Consider the following 20504-nt stretch of genomic DNA (forward strand, 5'->3'; position numbering starts at 1 on the left):
ATACGATTTCATTTTGAACCTGGCGGATAACGTCAGGTTTTTTGTTTCTAGTTTTGCGTTTCTTTCATACACTAAGAATAGTATGAAAAAAAGAAGGTGACGAAGGTGAAATTACATAAAGCTCTTCAGCCAAGTTTTATAAAACGAATGTACTATATGAGGTTTATTGGGAAGTTTACAAAAGCAGAGAGTGAGAAGAGTGGAGAGAATTTCTTTGTACAATGCCTATCGCCAATACCATTCACATTGCAAGAGCAATTGAAAAATGAACCATATGTATTTGAAGGTTTATGTAGCAATAAAAAGAATGAAAAAGTCTTTTCGGAATTAAAGAAAAGAAAACTAGAAAAGCAATTGATTATGTTTCGTCTCTATTATGAAAGAGGACATATATACGTGGAGTTAATTTGTACAGAAGAAGCGCGAGAAATAGCAAACGGTTATAAAATGATTCCAGTACCTAAAGTTTCCGATTATAAAAAGGGAGAGTCTTTAGAAAGAAAACTTAGTAATGGTTATTTGTCATTTCTAATGCCAAAATATCCGAAAGACTTTGAGCCTCCTGAGTTATTGTGGCATGAGGGAAGGTTATATGGAAATATATCTTTAAAGTCATCGTCAATTAGTTCAATCGCATATTTTGAACAGCAGCGGGAATGTAAGTATATAGAACTTAATGACTGGATGAAGTATGTAGAAATAGCGGTAGAAGATCAATTATATTTTGTAAGCAATCATGTGTATGAGCAATTAAAAAAACGAATAACTGAAGAAGGTAAGCTTGTAGAGGTAGAGGAAATAAAAGTGCAAAAGGATGAATGGGAATGGGATGAGCGTGAATCCGTCTTTTTACAGTATGTGAAAAGTTTTGTACGTAATAAAGGGCTATATTTGGATGAAACAGATATTTATAACTTTCATATAAGTACAAAAACAAATATGTTGACGATTCTGGGTGGTATACCAGGCGCTGGAAAATCCCGTTTTGTGCAAGCTTATGCAGAAGCACTTGGATTACAATACGGGAAAGAATTGGTTTGGATCCCGATTTCACCATCATATCAAGAACCACATGATTTACTTGGTTACCTTCACCCAAATGGTACTTTTATTGAAAGTGAAACAAAATTAGTTAGGGCGTTAATGAAGGCAAAAGAAAATCAAAATCAGCTGTATATAATCGTTTTTGATGAAATGAATATGTCACATATTGAGCATTGGTTTACTCCATTTCTATCTGTTCTTCAACTTGAAAAGCAAAATCGTATTTTAAATTTATATGAAGGTGTGCAAGAAAAAGAAAATCCAATTCCGCCAACAATTGAAATTGGAGAAAATATTATATTTGTTGGTACTGTGAATTTTGATGAAACGACGAAGGAGCTCTCAGATCGATTATTAGATCGGACGAATGTAATAACTTTACGAAAGATTCCGTTTTGTGAGATGTGTATGGAGCAAGAGAAAGTTGTATTACAACCACCTCTGAAAGTAACTGCAGGAGAATTTCGCATAAATTGGGTCAGGAATAAAACGATGATTGAGGTGTTTTCTGAAGAAGAGTTAGAGCTATTAGATAAGTTACATGGTGTATTGTCATCACACGATACGTCAAAGGGAATTTCTTTTCGATGTGCAAATGCAATTGCTACTTATTTGCAAAATATACCGTTCCAAAATAATCATTCTTATATGATTAGTAGAGAGGAAGGATTTGATTTACAAATAAAGCAACGTGTATTGACGAAAATAAGAGGGACTGAAATGATGGTTGGGTCTTTACTTTCAGAGGAAGTAAAAAGGGGGGCAACATTAGTACCTCTTTTGCAATCTCCACTTGCAAACAGAGTATCTACATTTGAACACTCTTTAGCATATATAAGAGAAAAGCGTAGAGAACTGGAGTTGTATGGTTATGCAAAATGATGGACGATACGAAACAGAAATCGTTGATACGAAAGAAACGCTTCCTTTTGTATTAAAGTTAATTATTGGAACGGAGTCAAAAGGAGAATATATTTTATTAAATCGTCTTTGTACCTCTGCAACAGCATTAGCTCAATGTATTTATAAAGTGCAAGAATTAAAACCAATTAGATTGCAATACCATTATGAAAATCCAATGAATATTACTTTTATATGGAATAAAGTCTATGAGGGACAGAAGAATATAAAAGAGACAAAATATGAAATAAATGACCAAAAACAAAAGGTATTAATATATGAACATGGAAAAACGGAATTCTTTTATCCATGGCGTTGTGGTTTATATCATTTTGAAGTGAATATAGAAGATCGAACGTATTATGGCGCTTTTCAAGTCGTCCCCAAAAATTTTTTTGATGATCAATTTGAAATGATTCAAAACTATGTGAAGTCGATTTTAAATGAGTTGATTTTAGATAGAGGTTATTATAAAAAGACTTTCTCTGCACTTAGCGATATTGAAGATTCTTCTTATTTAGTGTTACTTAGAAAGTTGCCGCAAAAAATGAAAAAGATAAAGCAAATTTTTAAGAAAATAGAATCGAGTTCAAAATTTATACATGAATATAAATGGGAAGAAAAGGAGCGGAAAGCAACGAGGAAAGGAGCGGTAGTGGCGGAAAGAAAACCGTATGCAAAATATTATAATCGTAAGTTTATCGAACAAAAAAATAGTATGGAAAATGCATTTCTTAAATTTAAAGCGATGCAATTTTATCTTTATTTACTTGAAGCGGAAAATTTTTTGCGTCAAACAATTGAAATATTAGAAAGAGAAAAAAAGAAGAAATCAGAAGAATTTCAAGCTGTAAAAACGATTATACAAACAATTGAGCGTAATGGATCAGTGACCGATAGAGAGAAACAAAAATATAAAAATATACATTTACTAAAAGAGGCGGATTTACGAAAAAGTTCTATGAAGATACAAGAATATAAAATTTTAGCGCATTTTGTACATGATAGTGTACAATACTTTCAAACTTTAATGTATTCTCCATTTTGGAGAGAAGTTTCTGAAACGGGTAAGATGAACTCACATAATTTACCGATACCACATCAACAATTACTACAGCATTTAGATTTACTTCCACAATATACAGATCAATCTCCATCTTTATTATTTGTTTATAAACCAACTTTTTTAGTGTATGAATATTACGCTTTCTTTATCGTTATTTCCATGTTAGAGCAAATTGGTTTTGAAGCTAGAAATTCCATTCGTGAACAAATACAAGAACATTTTTATGTAGATGGATTACAAGATGGAACGACAGTAGTTTTACATCGAGATGATATGAAAGTCCATGTCGCATTTAATGATTTAATTGAAACACATCCTCTTATTGCATTAAGTAAAGGGAGTAATTTTTATAATGGAGAAGACACGAAGAAGCCAGATATTCGATTAGACTGTTATGTAAAGGAGGAAGAGAAATACGTATATCAATCTTCTATTATTATTGAAGTGAAGTATAGCCCAATGTACAATATTTTTCAGCACGTTGGGAATACGAAAGCAACTGAGCAAATGTATAAGTACTGGTCTATAAAATTTGTAGAAGAACAGGATGGAAAGCGAATCTATCATCGAAGGGCCATTTATGAAGTCATTTGTGTATACCCAGGAAGTCATATGCATAGTAAAAAAATTGAGTCTGGATGCGGTGTTTTCTTGCAATTATATCCATATAAAACGAAACAAGGAGAAGAGAAATTAGCGGGAAAACATGGAATGGTACAAATTTTTGAGAAGTGGTTAAAAAGCATGAAGAAGTAAAAGAAATCCTTTTTTATAAAGGATTTTTTTAGATTAAGAAGAATTATATGCAGTATGGGAGACAGCTTCATATGATATGAATTTGCAAGTGATAGAAATATATTTTGAGAAGAATGGTACATGAGGGATAAAAGGCGAATATGATGGAATTTAATTTATTTTGCAGAATATAATAAGGCGTAAATGTTTTTAGTTGCATACGAAGATTTGTTCTTATATGATAGATAGTGAAAGCGTTATCAAAAACAGAGCGGCGATGGGAAAGGCGGGGAAATATGTTCCAGCGTGTTCAAACAAAGGAAGAACATTTTTGGTTCGAGCAACTATGGGGAGATTTTTGTGAAGAAAGAAACTTAATGTTCGTAGAACGTAATTTAAATCCATCACGATTTTTATTAATAGAAGATGAACATCATATCGGTACAGTAGAATGTATTAAGTATACGGTACCAGAACAATCAAATTCTGAGTTTTTCTATCCGTTTTCTAAAAATGATTTAGTGAAAGATTTGCAAAATGTATATGAAATAGGCAAGTTAAGTATCGCGAAAACGTCTCGTGGGAGAGGACACTTCAAAAGACTAACAGCTATTTTATTTATGCATGCATTAGAAACGAAAGCAGAATGGTATATTGCAGCGGTTACAAAAAGAATGTATATGTATTTATTAACACTCGGTTTCCCAATTGAACCGATAGATAAGCCATTTCAATTTCATGATACTTTACAAGGTGTACCAGTACGAATTCATGCCCGAAAAGGGGCTACGCATTTGTATTCTTTAAAAGAATTTCGAGATGTAATTCAAGGAAATGCCCATGCACAGGCATTAATCGCAGAATACAGTAAGAATATTATGTTAACCAAATAAAACGAAATGAATATGTATAATAAAGAGAATGCGATTTTAAAATGAAATCATTCTTCATGAAAAAGACCCTTATTATTTTAATAAGGGTCTAAAAATTATAATCCAAATATACTAAAAATCATTTTACGGCGCTTCGGTTTCTTTTCACGTTCATATATTGGCTTTGTATCGGGAGTAATATAGATTGGTTCTTCTTTCTTGAGGGTAGCTTCTAGTTTTTGAATTCGCTCTAACATTTCCTCCATTTCACGGCGATGTTGTAAAAGTTGGTACGTAACAACATCATTTGCCTTATCTTGCATTTGTTCTTCCATTCGATCTAGTCTTCTCGTAATTGTGTTTAATTGAGCGGTTAATTGCTCAAAATCATGTGATGATATGTTTTGAACAATTGTATTTACTTGAGTTTTCAATTCTTCAACATCATTTGATGATGTTTTTTGAGTAGGGTGAGTGTTTTGGGACTTCTCTATTTGTGAAAGATGGTATTCTAACATTTGGTCTAAATCATCTTGTGTAAAAATAAAGTGACCATATTTATTTTTTTCTATAGTAAGATTTAATTGTTGTGCAATCCGGACAACAGCCTTTGGGCTAACACCTAATTTTTTTGCGATAAATGGTGTTTTATATTCCAAAATAATCCCTCCTATATATATCCTGTTGAATGATTTCGATCTATGAAGTAAGTTCCCTTCCAGTGTGACAAAAGAAGTGTGGAATCGGCAAAGAAAGTGTTTTTTCACGAAATGAAGTTAGGAAGAATATATCGTGAATATAAAAGTTTTTATTTTAAAATTTCGAATCATTTGACTGAGGGAAATGAATTAGATTATCATAATGATAAATATCTTTTTTATGTATGCATATAATATATAAAAAGGTGGTTGCTAATGTAGAATTTTGTTAGAGTATTAGAATGCTTACTTCACTTGAATAAAATTAAGTAGGAGGTGGCTTCCTTGCTTACAATGTAAGTAAGGAAAAGTATTTGGACATATATAGTATAAGTATAGTGATTGTTTTAATTGCCTTAACGGCATTTTTCGTTGCAGCAGAATTTGCAATTGTTAAAGTGCGAAGTTCAAGAATTGACTATTTAATTGCAGAAGGAAATAATCGCGCAACATCTGTCAAAACAGTCATTACAAACTTAGACGAATATTTATCTGCTTGTCAGCTAGGAATAACAGTTACAGCACTGGGAATTGGGTGGTTCGGTAAACCTGCGTTAAAGCAAATGTTTGACACATTTTTTGTGAATTTGAACATTTCTACTCAACTAGCAGATATTTTTGCTGTAATTTTAGTGTTTTTGTTTATTACATTTTTACATGTTGTAATAGGGGAATTGGCTCCAAAAACATTTGCGATTCAAAAAGCTGAACAGGTGAGTTTATTTGTTGCTAAACCGTTAACTTTCTTTTATCGTATGGCGTTTCCTTTTATTTGGCTATTAAATGGATCAGCCCGAATAATTACGAAATTGCTAGGGCTGAAACCACCGAAAGGGCACGATGAAGTTCATTCAGAAGAAGAATTACGGTTATTAGTTTCAGAAAGTTACAAAAACGGAGAGATTAATCAGTCTGAATATAAATATGTAAATAAAATCTTTGAATTTGATGATCGTATAGCAAAAGAGATAATGGTACCCCGAACTGAGATGCATATTATAAGTAAAGAAATGCCTGCTGAAGAAGCGTTGCAAAAAATGTCTCGGGAAAAATATACGAGATATCCAGTTGTTGATGGCGACAAAGATCACGTAATAGGCTTTGTGAATTTTAAAGATATTTTCACAGATTTTGTGCAGCATAATGCGGTTAGTAATAAGAAAGTAGAGCAATATATTAGGCCGATTATTTTAGTTATCGACTCCATCCCAATACACGACTTATTTTTAAAAATGCAAAAAGAAAGAACACATATTGCTATATTGATAGATGAATATGGTGGTACGTCTGGACTTGTTACTGTTGAAGACATTTTAGAAGAAATAGTTGGAGATATTCAAGATGAGTTTGATACAGATGAACAGCCAGAAATCCAACAAGTTAGTGAAACGAAAACAATACTAGAGGGAAAAGTACTTGTTAGTGAAGTAAATACGTTATTAGGTTTAACGATTGATGATAATGGTGTTGACACAATAGGTGGATGGATTTTAACGAAGAATATAGAAATTGCTGAAGAGGATTTCATTGAAATCGAAAATTATAAGTTTTGCGTAAAAGAATTAGATGGACACTATATAAAGAGACTAGAAGTTACAAAAACTGTAGAATCAATTGTTATTTTAGAAGATGAAAAACAAATTTCATTGCAAGAACAAATTAGTTCGTAGACTCTGCTAGATGGCAGAGTTTTTTTGAGCATAATGTTTTTTGCAGAATAAGGGCTATGTTACAATGACATAAGTCAGACCTTTCACTAGGTGAAGTATTGTTGTATACATATATTTGAAAGGGGAAGAATTATGAAAAAGCATTTATATATAAATGGAGATTGGAAGTCTGTAAATACGTATAAACCATTATATGCACCATATTCTGAAGAAACATTAGCGGAAATCGCGCAAGGAACGGAAGAAGATGTAAAAGAGGCTGTTATTGCTGCAAAGAATGCAATGAAAGAAATGAATAGATTATCTGCATATGATCGTGCGACTATTTTAGAGAAAGTCGCACAAAAAATGGATGAAAGAAGAGAAGAATTTGCAGAGATTATTGCAAAAGAGGCTGCAAAACCAATACGTGCTGCAAGGGGAGAAGTAGATCGTACCGTTCAGACATACAAATTTGCAGCTGAAGAAGCGAAGCGTATATACGGTGAGACACTGCCACTTGATGCAGCACCTGGTGCAGATGGGCGCATTGCATACACAATACGAAAACCGATTGGGGTTATAGGAGCTATTACACCATTTAATTTTCCATTAAATTTAGTGGCACATAAAGTGGGCCCTGCAATTGCTGCTGGAAATACAGTTGTGTTAAAACCAGCTGATCAAACGCCTCTATCATCTTATGCATTAGTTGAACTATTTGAAGAAGCAGGATTGCCAAAAGGGGCTTTAAATATTATTACTGGTCCTGGTTCAACTGTAGGAGAAGCAATAGTTACAAATGATGATGTTGCTTCCATTACTTTTACGGGAAGTCCGAAAGTTGGACTTGGAATTAAGGCAAAGGCTGGGTTAAAGCGAGTTACGTTAGAACTAGGATCGAATGCTGCTGTTATTATTGATGAAGATGTTGAATTAACAGATGAATTAATTGAACGAGTAAAATGGGGAGCATTTGTTAATAATGGACAAGTTTGTATTTCGGTACAACGTGTTTTTGTACATGAAGAGAGAATGGATGAATTTTTATCTAAGTTACAGAAAGCGATGGAAACAGTTGTTGTTGGTGATCCGTTGCTTGAGGAAACGGATGTATCAGCTTTAATTTCGAAAAAAGATGTCGAGCGTATCGATAACTGGGTGCAAGAAGCAGTTAAAGAAGGAGCGAGCGTTTTGTATGGTGGTAACAAACGTGATGAAAGGATTTTTAAACCAACTGTATTAACGAATGTTCCAGAGCATGTATCTGTACAGTGCCAAGAAGTATTCGGTCCACTTATGACAGTAAATACATTTAAAGAATTTGATGAGGCCATAGAGCAAGTAAATCATTCGCGTTACGGTCTACAAGCAGGCGTATTTACAAATAATTTGTTTAAAGCAATGCGTGCAATTGATGAATTAGAAGTTGGTGGTGTCATGATAAATGATATTCCAACGTTCAGAGTAGACCATATGCCTTACGGTGGTGTGAAAGAAAGTGGTACGGGGCGTGAAGGAATTAAATATGCAATCGAAGAAATGACAGAAATGAAATTAGTGTGTATTAAAAAATAAAGTAACTAGAACTTAAACATCGCAAAAAAACGAGTAGGAAATGTTTACGATTCCATACTCGTTTTTTTGTTTATTTGACGTTTCTTAGAATGATTTCATTTAATCAAGTGTACCTTTTACTTCATTTCTTGTTTGAAAATAGCATCTTCTACATAAATTTGTTCTTTGTCGACAGCAGTGCTATGAGATAATACTAAACCGATTGGTGTTTCTATACCTTTATTTTGAACAATTGTAAAAGGAACATTTTTTTCATTCGCTAATTTAATGTATTTTGATAAATGTGGGTAAGCAATGCCACCATTTAGGAATATTTGTAATGATTGAGAAGAGCGCATGCTACTAGCTACTTCAGAATATACATCACTTTGCATTACTTGACCGATAGTTAAAGCGATTTCTACACGCTCACGTAATGTAGTTAAATACATATTACGTTCTTCTGGTTTGTTTTGCTTTTGGCCGTAAATGCCTTCTTGGAGATAATCTTCCACATTTTTATTTACCATATTTTTCACACCTTTCCTTTTCTATTGTACGAAAGAATGAAGCAGGATGCAAAAAAAAGTCGCATCGAATATAAAAAATTTGAATGAAAGGAAGGAAAATGGAATGTAACAATCTAAACAATTAATAAAGTTATAAAAATTTTATCAACACATATTAACAAAATGTGACAATAATCTATTAACGAATCATGTTTTTTGTGTTAATATTCAAAATATAAAGGGTGTTCGTCGCATGGAAATGGAGGAATGGAGGAATGGAGGTTTTTCCAATCGATAAGGATATTAAAGAAGTATTTTGTTCGCACTTGAAAAACAACAGGCACCAATTCGTTGAGAACTGGAAAAACAAAATGATAATTTCCGATAAAGATCCATTTAGACTAGAAGCAGTTCAAAATGGAGAGGATTTATTAGAGTTTATTATTGAACTTACTATGGAAGAAAAAGATATAAATTATCTTCAGCCATTATGCGAGAAAATTGCTATTGAACGTGCAGGAGCAGATGCGAATATAGGTGATTTTGTTTATAATGCAAATGTGGGAAGAAATGAGCTTTTCGAAGCGATGTGTGAATTAGATGTTAGTGCACGTGAATTGAAACCAATTATGGCCCAAATACATACTTGTTTTGACAAATTAATTTATTACACTGTTTTAAAATACTCGGAAATTATATCAAGAAATTTAGAGGAAAAACAGCAATATATTAACGAAACACATAAAGAAAGGCTGACGATTTTAGGGCAAATGTCAGCTAGTTTTGTACATGAATTTCGTAATCCACTTACTTCCATTATGGGGTTTGTCAAATTATTAAAGGCAGACCATCCTAGTTTATCGTATTTAGATATTATTTCTCATGAATTAGACCAATTAAATTTTCGCATTTCGCAATTTTTACTCGTATCGAAAAAAGAAATGTGGACTGAATCTGAACGGTTTTGGCTAAATGATTTATTTCAAGACATTATACAGTTCTTATATCCAAGTTTGGTCAATGCAAATGTTTCTATTGAAAAGAATTTGCCATATCCAATTCCGCTTACTGGTTATCGGAGTGAAGTGAGACAAGTATTTTTAAATATATTAATGAACTCAATTGACGCTCTTGAATCAATGAAAGAAGAACGAAAAATTATCATTGATGTATTTGAAGAAGATCAATCGATTCGGATTGTAATAAAAAATAACGGGCCAATGATTCCAGCTGAAAATGTAGAAACGATTTTTGAACCATTTGTAACTACTAAAAAGTTAGGAACTGGTATTGGGTTATTTGTATGTAAACAAATTGTAGAAAAGCATAATGGGTCCATCATGTGTCGTTCAGATAATGATTGGACAGAATTTCAAATTGCATTTCAAAAATAAACAGTCTACACCAAATGAATGGTGTAGACTGTTTTAATTCGTAAGTATAACGGCTTCTAATTTAGGATCTTTCGTTGAATAACCTAAAATTGAAATTGTATAAATAATGTTCGGTTCGACTTTGAAATCCGGTATAGTTAGCAAGACACTTTGATGATCTGCGAGTGAAACTTCTATATCCGCTGTACCAGGGCTAACTTCTAAAAAATCTGTTATTTGTTTAAAGAGTACATTTTCAAATAAATGATCGCCACCTTTTAAACTTACATTTACAACAGGGGTATCGGGAGAAAAGTGCGCAAAGCGTATTTTTGCCTGGCCTGCTGGTAAATGAGTATTATCAAGCATAGGTTGTAATTGTAGATGATTATCACTATTTATTGCAGCAAAAGTATAAGTGTGATTTCCCATTATTGGTACTAAAGCTGAAAAGATGGGCGTTTCATTTCCGACAGGAACAATATCTATTCGGTACTTACCTTGTACTAATGTTAAATAGGGACTAAATTGTTTAAATGAAATATTTTTAATTACCTTTTGCCCATTTACTAAAATGTCAACGGCAGGTGTATTTGAAGCAGAGTGAAAAAATCTTATGTGCGATGGTAAAGCAGCTTCTTGTGAATCTCTTTTTTCGTATGCCTGTACAAGATTCGTAAGCGCATCATAATATTTCATATATAGTTCTACATATTTTTTTGGATTATGAAATTGATAGTAACGAGCGAGCTGTTCGTAACGTGCAGCTTCTTGTCCATATTTTTCGATTTCAGATTGAGACATGAACATTCCTCCTTTGTCATCATTAAAACTATATGCTTAGCAAGAATGAGGTTATGCGAAAAAAATTGTTTTTTAAAGGAGAAAGGTTGAAAATTAATAATAAGTATTTTTTAAGGATAAGTTAAGTTTAGGTGAACGAGAGTTATAATTTTCTAGAGGATACAAAAATATATCATCCATATTGGCTGAGGAAGTGTGTATTTCGAAATGAAAAATTTGAGAGCATAATACGTGACATGTCGAAACCATGTCCTGAAACCCTTAGGAAACTAGGGATTTTTTAAATTATGGGCAAATACACATACAAAGTAATAATTGTCCTACATAAATTATAAAGGAAAGGTAGTTTGAAATTAAGGAAAGGAATGAAACCTTGGGATGGGGATATCCCGCAAGGAATTGTGAATGGAGTTATGGACGGTGTTGTGCTTTATACTGTAGGATGAATTGTGATTTTGTAATACTATTGTTTCTATTTACGTTAGCAAGTGACGGTATTAACTGATAAAAGAGCGTCGTGCCGAACTGATTAATGTGGTTAATCGGTTCTTTTTTTATCCGATTTTAATGGGCAGTAAGACCCACATCTCAAAATTCAGCGAAAACAAAGAGGTTAGGTGGGGGGCGGGCTGCCCATTAAAGTCCGATTGGTAAGGGCTGATTAAAGTTTCACTTTATTGTATAAATGGAGGAGAATGTATGTGAATATTAGGTTCTATAAAAATAATTGCTATGCATTTAGTAGGATTAATTGTCGAGATTTGTTTGAAAATATGCAATATAAAGTAGGAGAACAGGAAGGAGTTTAAAGGGAGTTTCGTCGAAGTTTACACAATGTCGGCATTTGAGGGAAGCTGACATTATGTTGGAAAAATATTTAGTGAAGCGTTAATTTTATATAAGGGAGGGTTATTTGAGCGTATAGATAAGGGTTGGTCTTTGATTTAAGTTCTGAATTTTCTGTTTTTAAATTGATATTTAGCACTCATTTGTATATTTTATAATAGTTTTTTGATAAATTCACTGCTTTCGCAGAGGGTTCTTTTTTATGAAAGAAACGTCAATTTTCTTCATATATATATACAAATTGGAGAAATGGGGGAGCGCTATGCGCGATTACTTAATTAAACCACTTGTTGGTCAGCCGTATCCAATGATTTCACATGGAAAAGGTGTGTATTTGTATGATCAAAACGGAAATAAATATTTTGATGGCTCGTCAGGAGCAATTACGGCAGGTATTGGGCATGGCGTAAAGGAGATTGCGGACGTTATCAAAAAGCAAGCAGAGGAGATTGCTTTCGTTTATAGATCACAGTTTACGAGTGAACCAGCTGAAAAATTAGCTAAGAAATTAAGCGATTTAAGTGTAGGAGATTTGAACTGGAGCTTTTTTGTAAATAGTGGTACGGAAGCAAATGAAACAGCTATGAAAATTGCAATTCAACATTTTCAAGAGCGAGGTATTCAAGGGAAACATAAAATTTTGTCACGATGGATGAGTTATCACGGTATTACGATGGGCGCCTTATCAATGTCTGGGCATCCACTGCGTAGACAACGTTTCGTGTCAATTTTAGAAGATTATCCAACTATTCCAGCTCCATATTGTTTTAGATGTCCGGTGCAAAAAGTATATCCAACTTGTCAGCTTGCTTGTGCGACTGAACTAGAAAGATCAATCGAAAGAATTGGTGCAGAACATATCGCAGCTTTTATCGCTGAACCGATTATCGGAGCAGCTGGAGGCGCAGTCGTTCCGCCGAAAGAATATTATAAAGTTATTAAAGATATTTGTAGTCATTACGATATTTTATTTATTGCTGATGAAGTAATGACTGGGCTTGGTCGTACTGGCGCATGGTTTGCGATGGAGCATTGGGGTGTAGAACCGGATATTATGACCCTTGGTAAAGGTTTAGGAGCTGGATACACACCGATGGCAGCGACGGTTGTAAGTGACCGTGTAATGGAGCCAATTTTACGAGGATCGCGTTCTGTTATGAGTGGGCATACGTTAAGTGCAAATCCATTATCTGCAGCAACAGCTCTAGCTGTTATTGAATATATGGAGAAACATAATCTACCTGAAAAAACAGCTGAAAAGGGAGAGTATTTAATAAAGGGATTACAGAAAGTTCAGCAACAATCGACAATCATTGCTGATGTGCGCGGAAAAGGGTTGCTAATTGGAGTAGAATTGCAACCGTTTACAAAAGCGTCGGAACTTATTTCGGTTGCAGCTAAAAATGGTCTTCTTTTATACCAAGCTGTTTCAGGGCAAGCAGGAAAAGAAGATAGTGCACTGCTTGTAGCACCGCCAATGACAACTACATATTCCGAGTTAGATGAATTACTTTCAATTTTTGCAAAAAGTGTTGAAGAAATGATGCAAAAAGGAGGGCATAGTATCGCATGACAACTATTACGAATACATTCAGTAAATTAAAAGAGATAGAGGAAGTAATTTCTTTATTCCACGATGATATGACATTAATGTTTGGGGGATTTGGGGGGATTGGATCCCCTCCATCTTTAATACAGGCGATTTTAGAAAAAGGAGTTACAAATTTAAATTTAATTGGAAATGATACAGGATTTCCTGATGTAGGAATCGGTCGTCTCGTTACGAATGAAAGAGTAAAATCATTAATTACTTCTCATATTGGATCAAATCCAAATGCAGGAAGACAGTTAAACGAAGGAAGGTTACAAATTGAGTTTTCTCCTCAAGGAACATTAGCAGAGCGTATTCGCGCTGGTGGTGTAGGACTTGGTGGCGTATTAGTTGATGTAGGTGTTGATACGATTGTAGAAGAAGGAAAACGTACTGTTGAAATGAATGGTAAAACATATTTAGTTGAAACAGCATTAACTGCTGAGGTTGCGATTGTATACGCGAAAAAGGCGGATCCATTCGGTAACCTTGTGTTTGATAAGAGCGCTCGTAACATGAACCCTCACGTAGCTATGGCCGGGGATATAACGATTGTAGAAGCAGAAGAAATTGTTCCACTTGGAAGTTTAGATCCAGAAGAAATTGTTGTCCCAGGAGTATTTGTAAATTATATCGTACCGTCGGAAGGAGTGAATTGGAAATGGGTATGGGCGTAGAAGTGAGAGATAAGATTGCTAGACGTGCGGCGAAAGAAATACAAAATGGTATGATTGTAAATTTGGGAATTGGTATACCATCGCTTGTACCGAATCATTTGCCTGACGATATAAACGTTATGTTTCATGCAGAAAATGGAATTGTAGGTATGGGACCTACGCCAAGTAAAGGAAATGAAGACGAAAATTTATGTAACGCAGCAGGTTTGCCAACTTCTCTTATTACAGGAGCAAGTTATTTTGATAGTTGCACAGCGTTTGGGATGATTCGAAAAGGTTTACTAGATATAACGATTCTTGGTTCATTACAAGTAAGTGAGAATGGTGATTTAGCAAACTGGATTGTTCCAGGGAAACGCGTTCCAGGTATTGGAGGAGCAATGGATTTAGCTCAAAAAGCGAAGCGGGTCGTTGTTGTGATGAATCATGTCGATAAATATGGAAATGCAAAAATTGTTTCGGAGTGTACATTACCATTAACTTCAAAAAAATGCGTAGATTTAATTATTACGGATATGGCAGTAATGGAAGTGACGCAGGATGGACTTATTTTGCAAGAATTAATGAGCCCATACACAGTAGAAGATATAAAACAACATACAGAAGCAAATTTTAAAATTGGTTCTAATTTACTAGTAATTGAATGAGGGGAGATGTAATATATGGAGCAATTAAAAAAACAAGTTTGTGATTATATTGAGAGTCATGAAGAAGAAAGCGTAAAATTTTTAAAACGATTAATTCAAGAAAAGAGCGTATCTGGTGAGGAAAGTGGTGCGCAGGCAATTGTAATTGAAAAATTACGTGAGCTAGGTTTAGATCTTGATATATGGGAGCCATCATTTTCTAAAATGAAAGATCATCCTTATTTTGTATCACCGCGTACAAGTTTTTCAGATAGCCCGAACATTGTGGCAACCCTTAAAGGAAGCGGCGACGGGAAATCTATGATATTAAATGGGCATATTGATGTCGTACCAGAAGGAGATGTGAATCAGTGGGATCATCATCCTTATAGTGGTGAGAAAATAGGAAATCGTATATATGGTCGTGGAACAACAGATATGAAGGGCGGCAATGTCGCATTAATGCTTGCGATGGAAGCAATTATTGAATCTCGTATTGAATTAAAAGGAGATATTTATTTTCAAAGTGTAATAGAAGAAGAAAGCGGCGGAGCAGGAACATTAGCAACTATATTACGAGGATATAAAGCAGATGGTGTTATTATTCCGGAGCCAACAAATATGAAGTTTTTCCCGAAACAACAAGGATCCATGTGGTTTCGTCTACATGTGAAAGGGAAAGCAGCACACGGTGGGACGCGTTATGAAGGAGTAAGTGCAATTGAAAAAAGTATGTTTGTTGTAGATCATTTGAGAAAGCTGGAAGAGAAGAGAAATGACCGAATTACAGATCCATTATTTAAAGGAATCCCGATCCCAATTCCAATTAATATTGGGAAAATTGAAGGCGGTAGCTGGCCAAGTTCTGTTCCTGATTCGTTAATTTTAGAAGGAAGATGCGGTATTGCGCCGAATGAGACTATAGAGGCAGCAAAAGAAGAGTTCGAGAATTGGATCGCTGAATTAAATGATGTGGACAATTGGTTTGTTGAAAATCCTGTAGAAGTGGAATGGTTTGGAGCAAGATGGGTTCCAGGTGAACTAGAAGAAAATCATGAGTTAATTACAACGCTCGAGCATAACTTCGTTGAAATCGAAGGGAACAAACCGATTATTGAAGCATCTCCGTGGGGGACTGATGGAGGCTTATTTACACAAATCGCCGGTGTACCAACGATAGTATTTGGCCCAGGAGAAACGAAAGTAGCGCATTATCCAAACGAATATATAGAAGTTGATAAAATGATAGCTGCCGCAAAAATTATTGCATGTACATTACTAGATTGGTGTGAGGTGAAAAAATGAAATACTATGAATCTTTTAGAGAACAGACGAATGGCCATACAGTAGAAGGCGTTTTGGACTATTTTAATAAACGTATTCGAGTAGACCACTACACAGGAAATATTGAGAGAATCATCCAAACAATTGACGAATTAGCAGAGAAACATTCTTTCACTAAATGTATTGTTAAAGGAAAGGGAGAGCATGTTTCAACATGGCTCTCTTTCGGTTTTTTATTAGAAGCAACAATACCACATTATTTTCAAGGTCACGATGCATACTTCTTCGTGAAATTTAATAATGATGAAAGACGAAATAGTATTCATTGGGCTGAGGAAGATACTATTTTAAGCGGTGTAAAAGCAAAAGAAGTAAAGGAAAAAATAGTTCCGGAAAAATTCCTATTAAGAAAAGCGACAGAAGAGGACGCAGAAGAATTAGCAGCTGTCTTTGGAGAAGTATTTGAAGTGTATCCGACTCCTTTAAACGAAGCGAGTTATGTAAAACAAACGATGAAAGAAGACGATACAATTTACTATGTGTATGAATTCGAGGGGAAAATAATTAGTACAGCGTCTGCAGAAATGAATATAAAAGAAGGAAATGCAGAATTAACGAATTGTGCGACCTTACCCGAATATCGTAAACATGGGTTTATGAAAAGTTTATTAATTAAGTTAGAAGAAGAACTTCAAGAAAAATCGATTTTCTGTTCTTATACAATTGCTCGATCGCTTTCTTTCGGAATGAATGCAGCCTTTCATCAGTTAGGCTATACGTATACAGGAAGATTGGCGAACAATTGCTACATTTTTGATAAGCTAGAAGATATGAATATATGGGTAAAAGATTTGTCTAAATAGTACGTTATAAAAATAGAACGGAATCGTCATGCTTATAATCGCACATAGGTGTGCCGGAAATTCGGCATAGTATTTGCTGGATTTTCGGCAAGAGGGGGGATGACATTGCTAGCAGTTTCGACACAAGAAGTCATTGAGGCGATTTTGGGCAGTATTGATGAGGCTATACACGCAGTAGATGAAAATGGTATTACAATTTTCTATAATACTGTAGCTGCAAAACACGATGGATCAAAGATTGAAAAAGTGTTAGGTAAACATTTGTTAGAAGCGTTTCCTTCTTTATCTAGGGAAACAAGTACGTTGATGAAAGTATTAGATACAAAAAAACCAATCGTTCATCAAGTGCAGCATTATCAAAACTTAAATGGGGAAGACATTTGTACAGTAAATACGACGTTACCTATTTTCATAGATGGAAATATTGCTGGAGCTGTTGAAATTGCAAAAGATTATTCTACAGTACAAAAACTTACCGATACAATAGTCGATTTGCAGTCGAAAATAAAGCGGTCATCTAGAAAAAAAGCGGTCAAAAAGGATGTTGCATTTGAAACGATCGTGACGAATGATGCTCGGTTTAAACAGACGAAAGAATTAGCACAAAAAGTAGCCCCAACCGATGCGAATGTTTTAATATATGGGGAAACAGGAACAGGGAAAGAGTTATTTGTACAAGCGATTCATGAAGCCTCTAAGCGAAAGAACAAGCCGTTTATTGCACAAAACTGTGCAGCTTTGCCAGAGTCTCTATTAGAAAGTTTATTGTTTGGAACGACGAAAGGTAGTTATACGGGGGCAATTGAACGAGCGGGCTTATTTGAACTTGTAGATGGAGGGACATTGTTTTTAGATGAACTGAATTCAATGCCACTCGATTTACAAGCGAAAATGCTACGTGTATTAGAAGATGGTGTTATTCGTCGTATTGGTGATAATAAGACGAGAAAAGTAGATGTTCGCGTTATTACTGCAATGAATCAGCCACCAGAAATATGTTTAAAAGAGAATAAAATTCGCACTGATTTATACTATCGATTAAATGTCTTTTCATTATATATTCCGCCGCTCCGTGAAAGAACGGAGGATGTATTATTGTTAGCGTCTTATTTTTTAAAAGAATATAATAAAAGTTATAAAAAAGGTGTACTTCAAATGGATAAGGAAGCGAAAGAAAGACTACAAGCTTACCAATGGCCTGGAAATGTTCGGGAGTTAAAACATACGATTGAACATGCTGTCATTATTGCAGAAGGGAATACATTAACAGCTAATTGTTTACCGCGTACATTTCGGAAAGAGAGTTTTCCAAAGAAGAAGGGCATATTGCCTCTTAGAGAAGCACTTCATCAAACGGAAAAAGAATTAATAGATCAAGCGTTAATTGAAACAGAAGGGAATATATTACAAGCTGCAAAAATGTTAGGTATCCCTCGTCAGACGCTTCAATATAAACTGAGTAAGTACGACAAAACCGCCGAATAATTGGCGGTTTTTGTGTATTTGCACCAATAAAAGAGCGTTTACATATATAAAAAGTAATGAATATGATAGTATGTATGGATTTCATACAGTGCTTAAAAATATTTTTTTCGCTTATATAATAGGGTTATCCGTACATTTACTTATCAATAAAGTAAAGTTGGCATAACTATTGCTTATATAAAGGATGAGCGTATAAAAAGGGGGAATAGCAATGTTACATGATGTATACAAACCAAATCGTCACTGGAAGGATATCGAATTATGGAAAGATGTTACTGAAGAGCAATGGAATGATTGGGTTTGGCAATTAACGAATACGATCAAAACGTTAGATGACTTAAAGAAAGTGATTAACTTAACACCTGATGAAGAAGAGGGCGTTAAAATTTCAACGAAAACGATCCCGTTAAATATTACACCGTACTATGCTTGGTTAATGAATCCTGATGACCCACGCTGTCCGATTCGGATGCAATCTGTACCGATCTCGGAAGAGTTATATAAAACAAAATATGATTTAGAAGATCCGCTTCATGAAGATGAAGATTCACCAGTTCCAGGGTTAACACATCGTTATCCTGACCGCGTACTATTCTTAGTAACGAATCAATGTTCTATGTATTGTCGTTACTGTACACGCCGTCGTTTTAGTGGACAAATTGGAATGGGTGTGCCGAAGAAACAATTAGATGATGCAATTGCTTACATTCGTGAAACACCACAAGTACGAGATGTATTAATCTCTGGTGGTGATGGTCTTCTTATTAACGATAAAATTTTAGAATATGTATTAAAAAATTTACGAGAGATTCCGCACGTTGAGATTATTCGTATCGGAACGAGAGCGCCGGTAGTATTCCCGCAGCGTATTACAGAAAACTTATGTAACATTATTAAAAAATATCATCCAGTATGGTTAAATACACATTTCAATACATCTATTGAAATTACTGAAGAATCGAAAAAGGCATGTGAAATGTTAGCGAATGCTGGTGTTCCAGTCGGAAACCAAGCAGTAATTTTAGCTGGTATTAATGACAGCGTTCCAATTATGAAAAAACTAATGCATGACTTAGTAAAAATCCGTGTACGTCCATATTATATTTATCAATGTGACTTATCTGAAGGTATTGGTCATTTCCGTGCACCAGTTTCTAAAGGTCTTGAAATTATTGAAGGTTTACGCGGACATACGTCTGGTTATGCAGTACCAACATTCGTTGTTGATGCACCAGGAGGGGGCGGTAAAATTGCGCTTCAACCAAACTATTTAATCTCGCAAAGTGCAGATAAAGTTGTACTTCGTAACTTTGAAGGTGTTATTACAACGTATCCAGAGCCAGAAAGCTACATTCCAGGAAGAGCAGAAGGGTACTTTAAAGAAATTTATCCAAACTACGAAGAAAAACGTTCAGATGTTGGTATCGCAGGCCTTATGAGTGATAAGAAATTCAACCTTGTTCCAGACGACTTACAGCGTATGAACCGTCGTAAAGACTATGAAGAGAATGAAACGCATGCAACATTAAAAGATAAACGTGATAAGCGGGACCAATTGAAAGATAAAAAATATCAAGCACAAATGGCTAAATTAGAAGAAAACGACAAAAAAACCGAGGGTGATGCAGTATGAATTGTATGTGGTGTGACAGTACAGAAGCAAAAGAAAGCTTAAATACTGTATATTGGGAATTGCCAGATGGTACGAAAGCCATTGAAATCCAAGAGACACCATGCATTTCTTGTTCCTCATGTGGTATGGACTATCAATCAGATCAAACAGTGAAAGAAATAGAAGATCAATTGTTTTTAATTTATACGAAAGATTTACCAAAACAACTAACATATGAAGAATTAATGGGAAGACCCCGTCTATTAAAAAGAAATTATTTTGACTTTTAACCAGCTTTTATGCTGGTTTTTTT

At 34.6% G+C, this 20504-nt stretch carries 17 protein-coding genes; 14 read left to right on the plus strand and 3 right to left on the minus strand.

Annotated elements, in window-relative coordinates; genetic code table 11:
- Window positions 1–105 precede the first annotated feature (105 nt).
- The 3 genes from MKY00_RS11495 (at window position 106) to MKY00_RS11505 (ending at window position 4638) form a co-directional block, all read left to right on the plus strand.
- The gene (locus tag MKY00_RS11495) at window positions 106–1926 is read left to right on the plus strand and encodes an AAA family ATPase (RefSeq protein WP_016717396.1); all 1821 of its coding nucleotides are present in this window, start codon (window positions 106–108) and stop codon (window positions 1924–1926) included.
- On the plus strand, window positions 1916–3766 hold the full coding sequence (locus MKY00_RS11500) for a hypothetical protein (protein ID WP_014893777.1): 1851 nt from the start codon (window positions 1916–1918) through the stop codon (window positions 3764–3766). The genes MKY00_RS11495 and MKY00_RS11500 overlap by 11 nt, the downstream gene beginning before the upstream one ends.
- Window positions 3767–4041: 275 nt before the next feature.
- Window positions 4042–4638: a hypothetical protein gene (locus MKY00_RS11505; RefSeq protein ID WP_000487803.1), complete on the plus strand. Its 597-nt coding sequence runs from the start codon at window positions 4042–4044 to the stop codon at window positions 4636–4638.
- Between the two features lie 95 nt (window positions 4639–4733).
- Here MKY00_RS11505 and racA read toward each other — a convergent pair whose 3' ends face one another.
- On the minus strand, window positions 4734–5276 hold the full coding sequence (racA, locus tag MKY00_RS11510; RefSeq protein WP_000456007.1) for a chromosome-anchoring protein RacA: 543 nt from the start codon (window positions 5274–5276) through the stop codon (window positions 4734–4736).
- Between the two features lie 353 nt (window positions 5277–5629).
- On the opposite strand from racA, the gene MKY00_RS11515 reads away from it, so the two are divergent.
- Window positions 5630–6985, plus strand: a complete 1356-nt coding sequence (locus MKY00_RS11515; RefSeq protein WP_002163665.1) for a hemolysin family protein — start codon at window positions 5630–5632, stop codon at window positions 6983–6985.
- Window positions 6986–7117: 132 nt separating this feature from the next.
- Window positions 7118–8542, plus strand: a complete 1425-nt coding sequence (locus tag MKY00_RS11520; RefSeq protein ID WP_016717397.1) for an aldehyde dehydrogenase family protein — start codon at window positions 7118–7120, stop codon at window positions 8540–8542.
- 116 nt (window positions 8543–8658) lie between these two features.
- Here the strand turns inward: MKY00_RS11520 and MKY00_RS11525 are convergent, their stop codons facing one another.
- A complete protein-coding gene (locus tag MKY00_RS11525) occupies window positions 8659–9051 on the minus strand; it encodes a YueI family protein (protein WP_016717398.1) in 393 nt (130 codons plus the stop codon).
- Between the two features lie 254 nt (window positions 9052–9305).
- On the opposite strand from MKY00_RS11525, the gene MKY00_RS11530 reads away from it, so the two are divergent.
- Entirely contained in the window at window positions 9306–10424 is a 1119-nt protein-coding gene (locus tag MKY00_RS11530) for a BA2291 family sporulation histidine kinase (protein ID WP_000451748.1), read from the plus strand.
- A gap of 33 nt (window positions 10425–10457) precedes the next feature.
- On the opposite strand, the gene MKY00_RS11535 is transcribed toward MKY00_RS11530, so the two are convergent.
- Window positions 10458–11207 carry a DUF4397 domain-containing protein gene (locus tag MKY00_RS11535; RefSeq protein ID WP_074585746.1) on the minus strand — a complete coding sequence of 250 codons (750 nt, stop codon included), beginning with the start codon at window positions 11205–11207 and terminating at the stop codon, window positions 10458–10460.
- Window positions 11208–12315: 1108 nt separating this feature from the next.
- Here MKY00_RS11535 and MKY00_RS11540 point away from each other — a divergent pair.
- From MKY00_RS11540 to MKY00_RS11575, 8 genes are all read left to right on the plus strand, one after another.
- The gene (locus MKY00_RS11540) at window positions 12316–13626 is read left to right on the plus strand and encodes an aspartate aminotransferase family protein (protein ID WP_001205894.1); all 1311 of its coding nucleotides are present in this window, start codon (window positions 12316–12318) and stop codon (window positions 13624–13626) included.
- A complete protein-coding gene (gene atoD, locus MKY00_RS11545; protein ID WP_000208119.1) occupies window positions 13623–14321 on the plus strand; it encodes an acetate CoA-transferase subunit alpha in 699 nt (232 codons plus the stop codon). The genes MKY00_RS11540 and atoD overlap by 4 nt, the downstream gene beginning before the upstream one ends.
- Window positions 14306–14968 (plus strand): CoA transferase subunit B, encoded by a 663-nt coding sequence (locus MKY00_RS11550; protein ID WP_000525281.1) that lies wholly within the window; start codon window positions 14306–14308, stop codon window positions 14966–14968. Before atoD ends, MKY00_RS11550 begins: the two co-directional genes overlap by 16 nt.
- 15 nt (window positions 14969–14983) lie before the next feature.
- Window positions 14984–16252, plus strand: a complete 1269-nt coding sequence (locus tag MKY00_RS11555; protein ID WP_016717400.1) for a peptidase — start codon at window positions 14984–14986, stop codon at window positions 16250–16252.
- Window positions 16249–17094 (plus strand): putative beta-lysine N-acetyltransferase, encoded by an 846-nt coding sequence (gene ablB, locus MKY00_RS11560; protein ID WP_000878610.1) that lies wholly within the window; start codon window positions 16249–16251, stop codon window positions 17092–17094. The genes MKY00_RS11555 and ablB overlap by 4 nt, the downstream gene beginning before the upstream one ends.
- 99 nt (window positions 17095–17193) lie before the next feature.
- Entirely contained in the window at window positions 17194–18579 is a 1386-nt protein-coding gene (gene rocR / locus MKY00_RS11565; protein WP_011040293.1) for an arginine utilization transcriptional regulator RocR, read from the plus strand.
- 211 nt (window positions 18580–18790) lie between these two features.
- On the plus strand, window positions 18791–20212 hold the full coding sequence (gene ablA, locus MKY00_RS11570) for a lysine 2,3-aminomutase (RefSeq protein ID WP_000902137.1): 1422 nt from the start codon (window positions 18791–18793) through the stop codon (window positions 20210–20212).
- Window positions 20209–20481, plus strand: coding sequence for a YokU family protein (locus MKY00_RS11575; protein ID WP_000995764.1), 273 nt, complete (start codon window positions 20209–20211; stop codon window positions 20479–20481). Before ablA ends, MKY00_RS11575 begins: the two co-directional genes overlap by 4 nt.
- Window positions 20482–20504 lie beyond the last annotated feature (23 nt).

It is taken from the genome of Bacillus sp. FSL R9-9834 (assembly GCF_038006905.1).
Taxonomy (GTDB): Bacteria; Bacillota; Bacilli; order Bacillales; family Bacillaceae_G; genus Bacillus_A; species Bacillus_A pacificus.

Bases quoted from the DNA above. Each gene is read 5' to 3' on its own strand.
- MKY00_RS11500 (WP_014893777.1), top strand. From the start codon at position 1,916: ATGCAAAATGATGGACGATACGAAACAGAAATCGTTGATACGAAAGAA.
- MKY00_RS11505 (WP_000487803.1), top strand. From the start codon at position 4,042: ATGTTCCAGCGTGTTCAAACAAAGGAAGAACATTTTTGGTTCGAGCAA.
- MKY00_RS11520 (WP_016717397.1), top strand. From the start codon at position 7,118: ATGAAAAAGCATTTATATATAAATGGAGATTGGAAGTCTGTAAATACG.
- MKY00_RS11525 (WP_016717398.1), bottom strand. From the start codon at position 9,051: ATGGTAAATAAAAATGTGGAAGATTATCTCCAAGAAGGCATTTACGGC.
- MKY00_RS11530 (WP_000451748.1), top strand. From the start codon at position 9,306: ATGGAGGTTTTTCCAATCGATAAGGATATTAAAGAAGTATTTTGTTCG.
- MKY00_RS11535 (WP_074585746.1), bottom strand. From the start codon at position 11,207: ATGTCTCAATCTGAAATCGAAAAATATGGACAAGAAGCTGCACGTTAC.
- MKY00_RS11540 (WP_001205894.1), top strand. From the start codon at position 12,316: ATGCGCGATTACTTAATTAAACCACTTGTTGGTCAGCCGTATCCAATG.
- atoD (WP_000208119.1), top strand. From the start codon at position 13,623: ATGACAACTATTACGAATACATTCAGTAAATTAAAAGAGATAGAGGAA.
- MKY00_RS11550 (WP_000525281.1), top strand. From the start codon at position 14,306: ATGGGTATGGGCGTAGAAGTGAGAGATAAGATTGCTAGACGTGCGGCG.
- MKY00_RS11555 (WP_016717400.1), top strand. From the start codon at position 14,984: ATGGAGCAATTAAAAAAACAAGTTTGTGATTATATTGAGAGTCATGAA.
- ablB (WP_000878610.1), top strand. From the start codon at position 16,249: ATGAAATACTATGAATCTTTTAGAGAACAGACGAATGGCCATACAGTA.
- rocR (WP_011040293.1), top strand. From the start codon at position 17,194: ATGACATTGCTAGCAGTTTCGACACAAGAAGTCATTGAGGCGATTTTG.
- ablA (WP_000902137.1), top strand. From the start codon at position 18,791: ATGTTACATGATGTATACAAACCAAATCGTCACTGGAAGGATATCGAA.
- MKY00_RS11575 (WP_000995764.1), top strand. From the start codon at position 20,209: ATGAATTGTATGTGGTGTGACAGTACAGAAGCAAAAGAAAGCTTAAAT.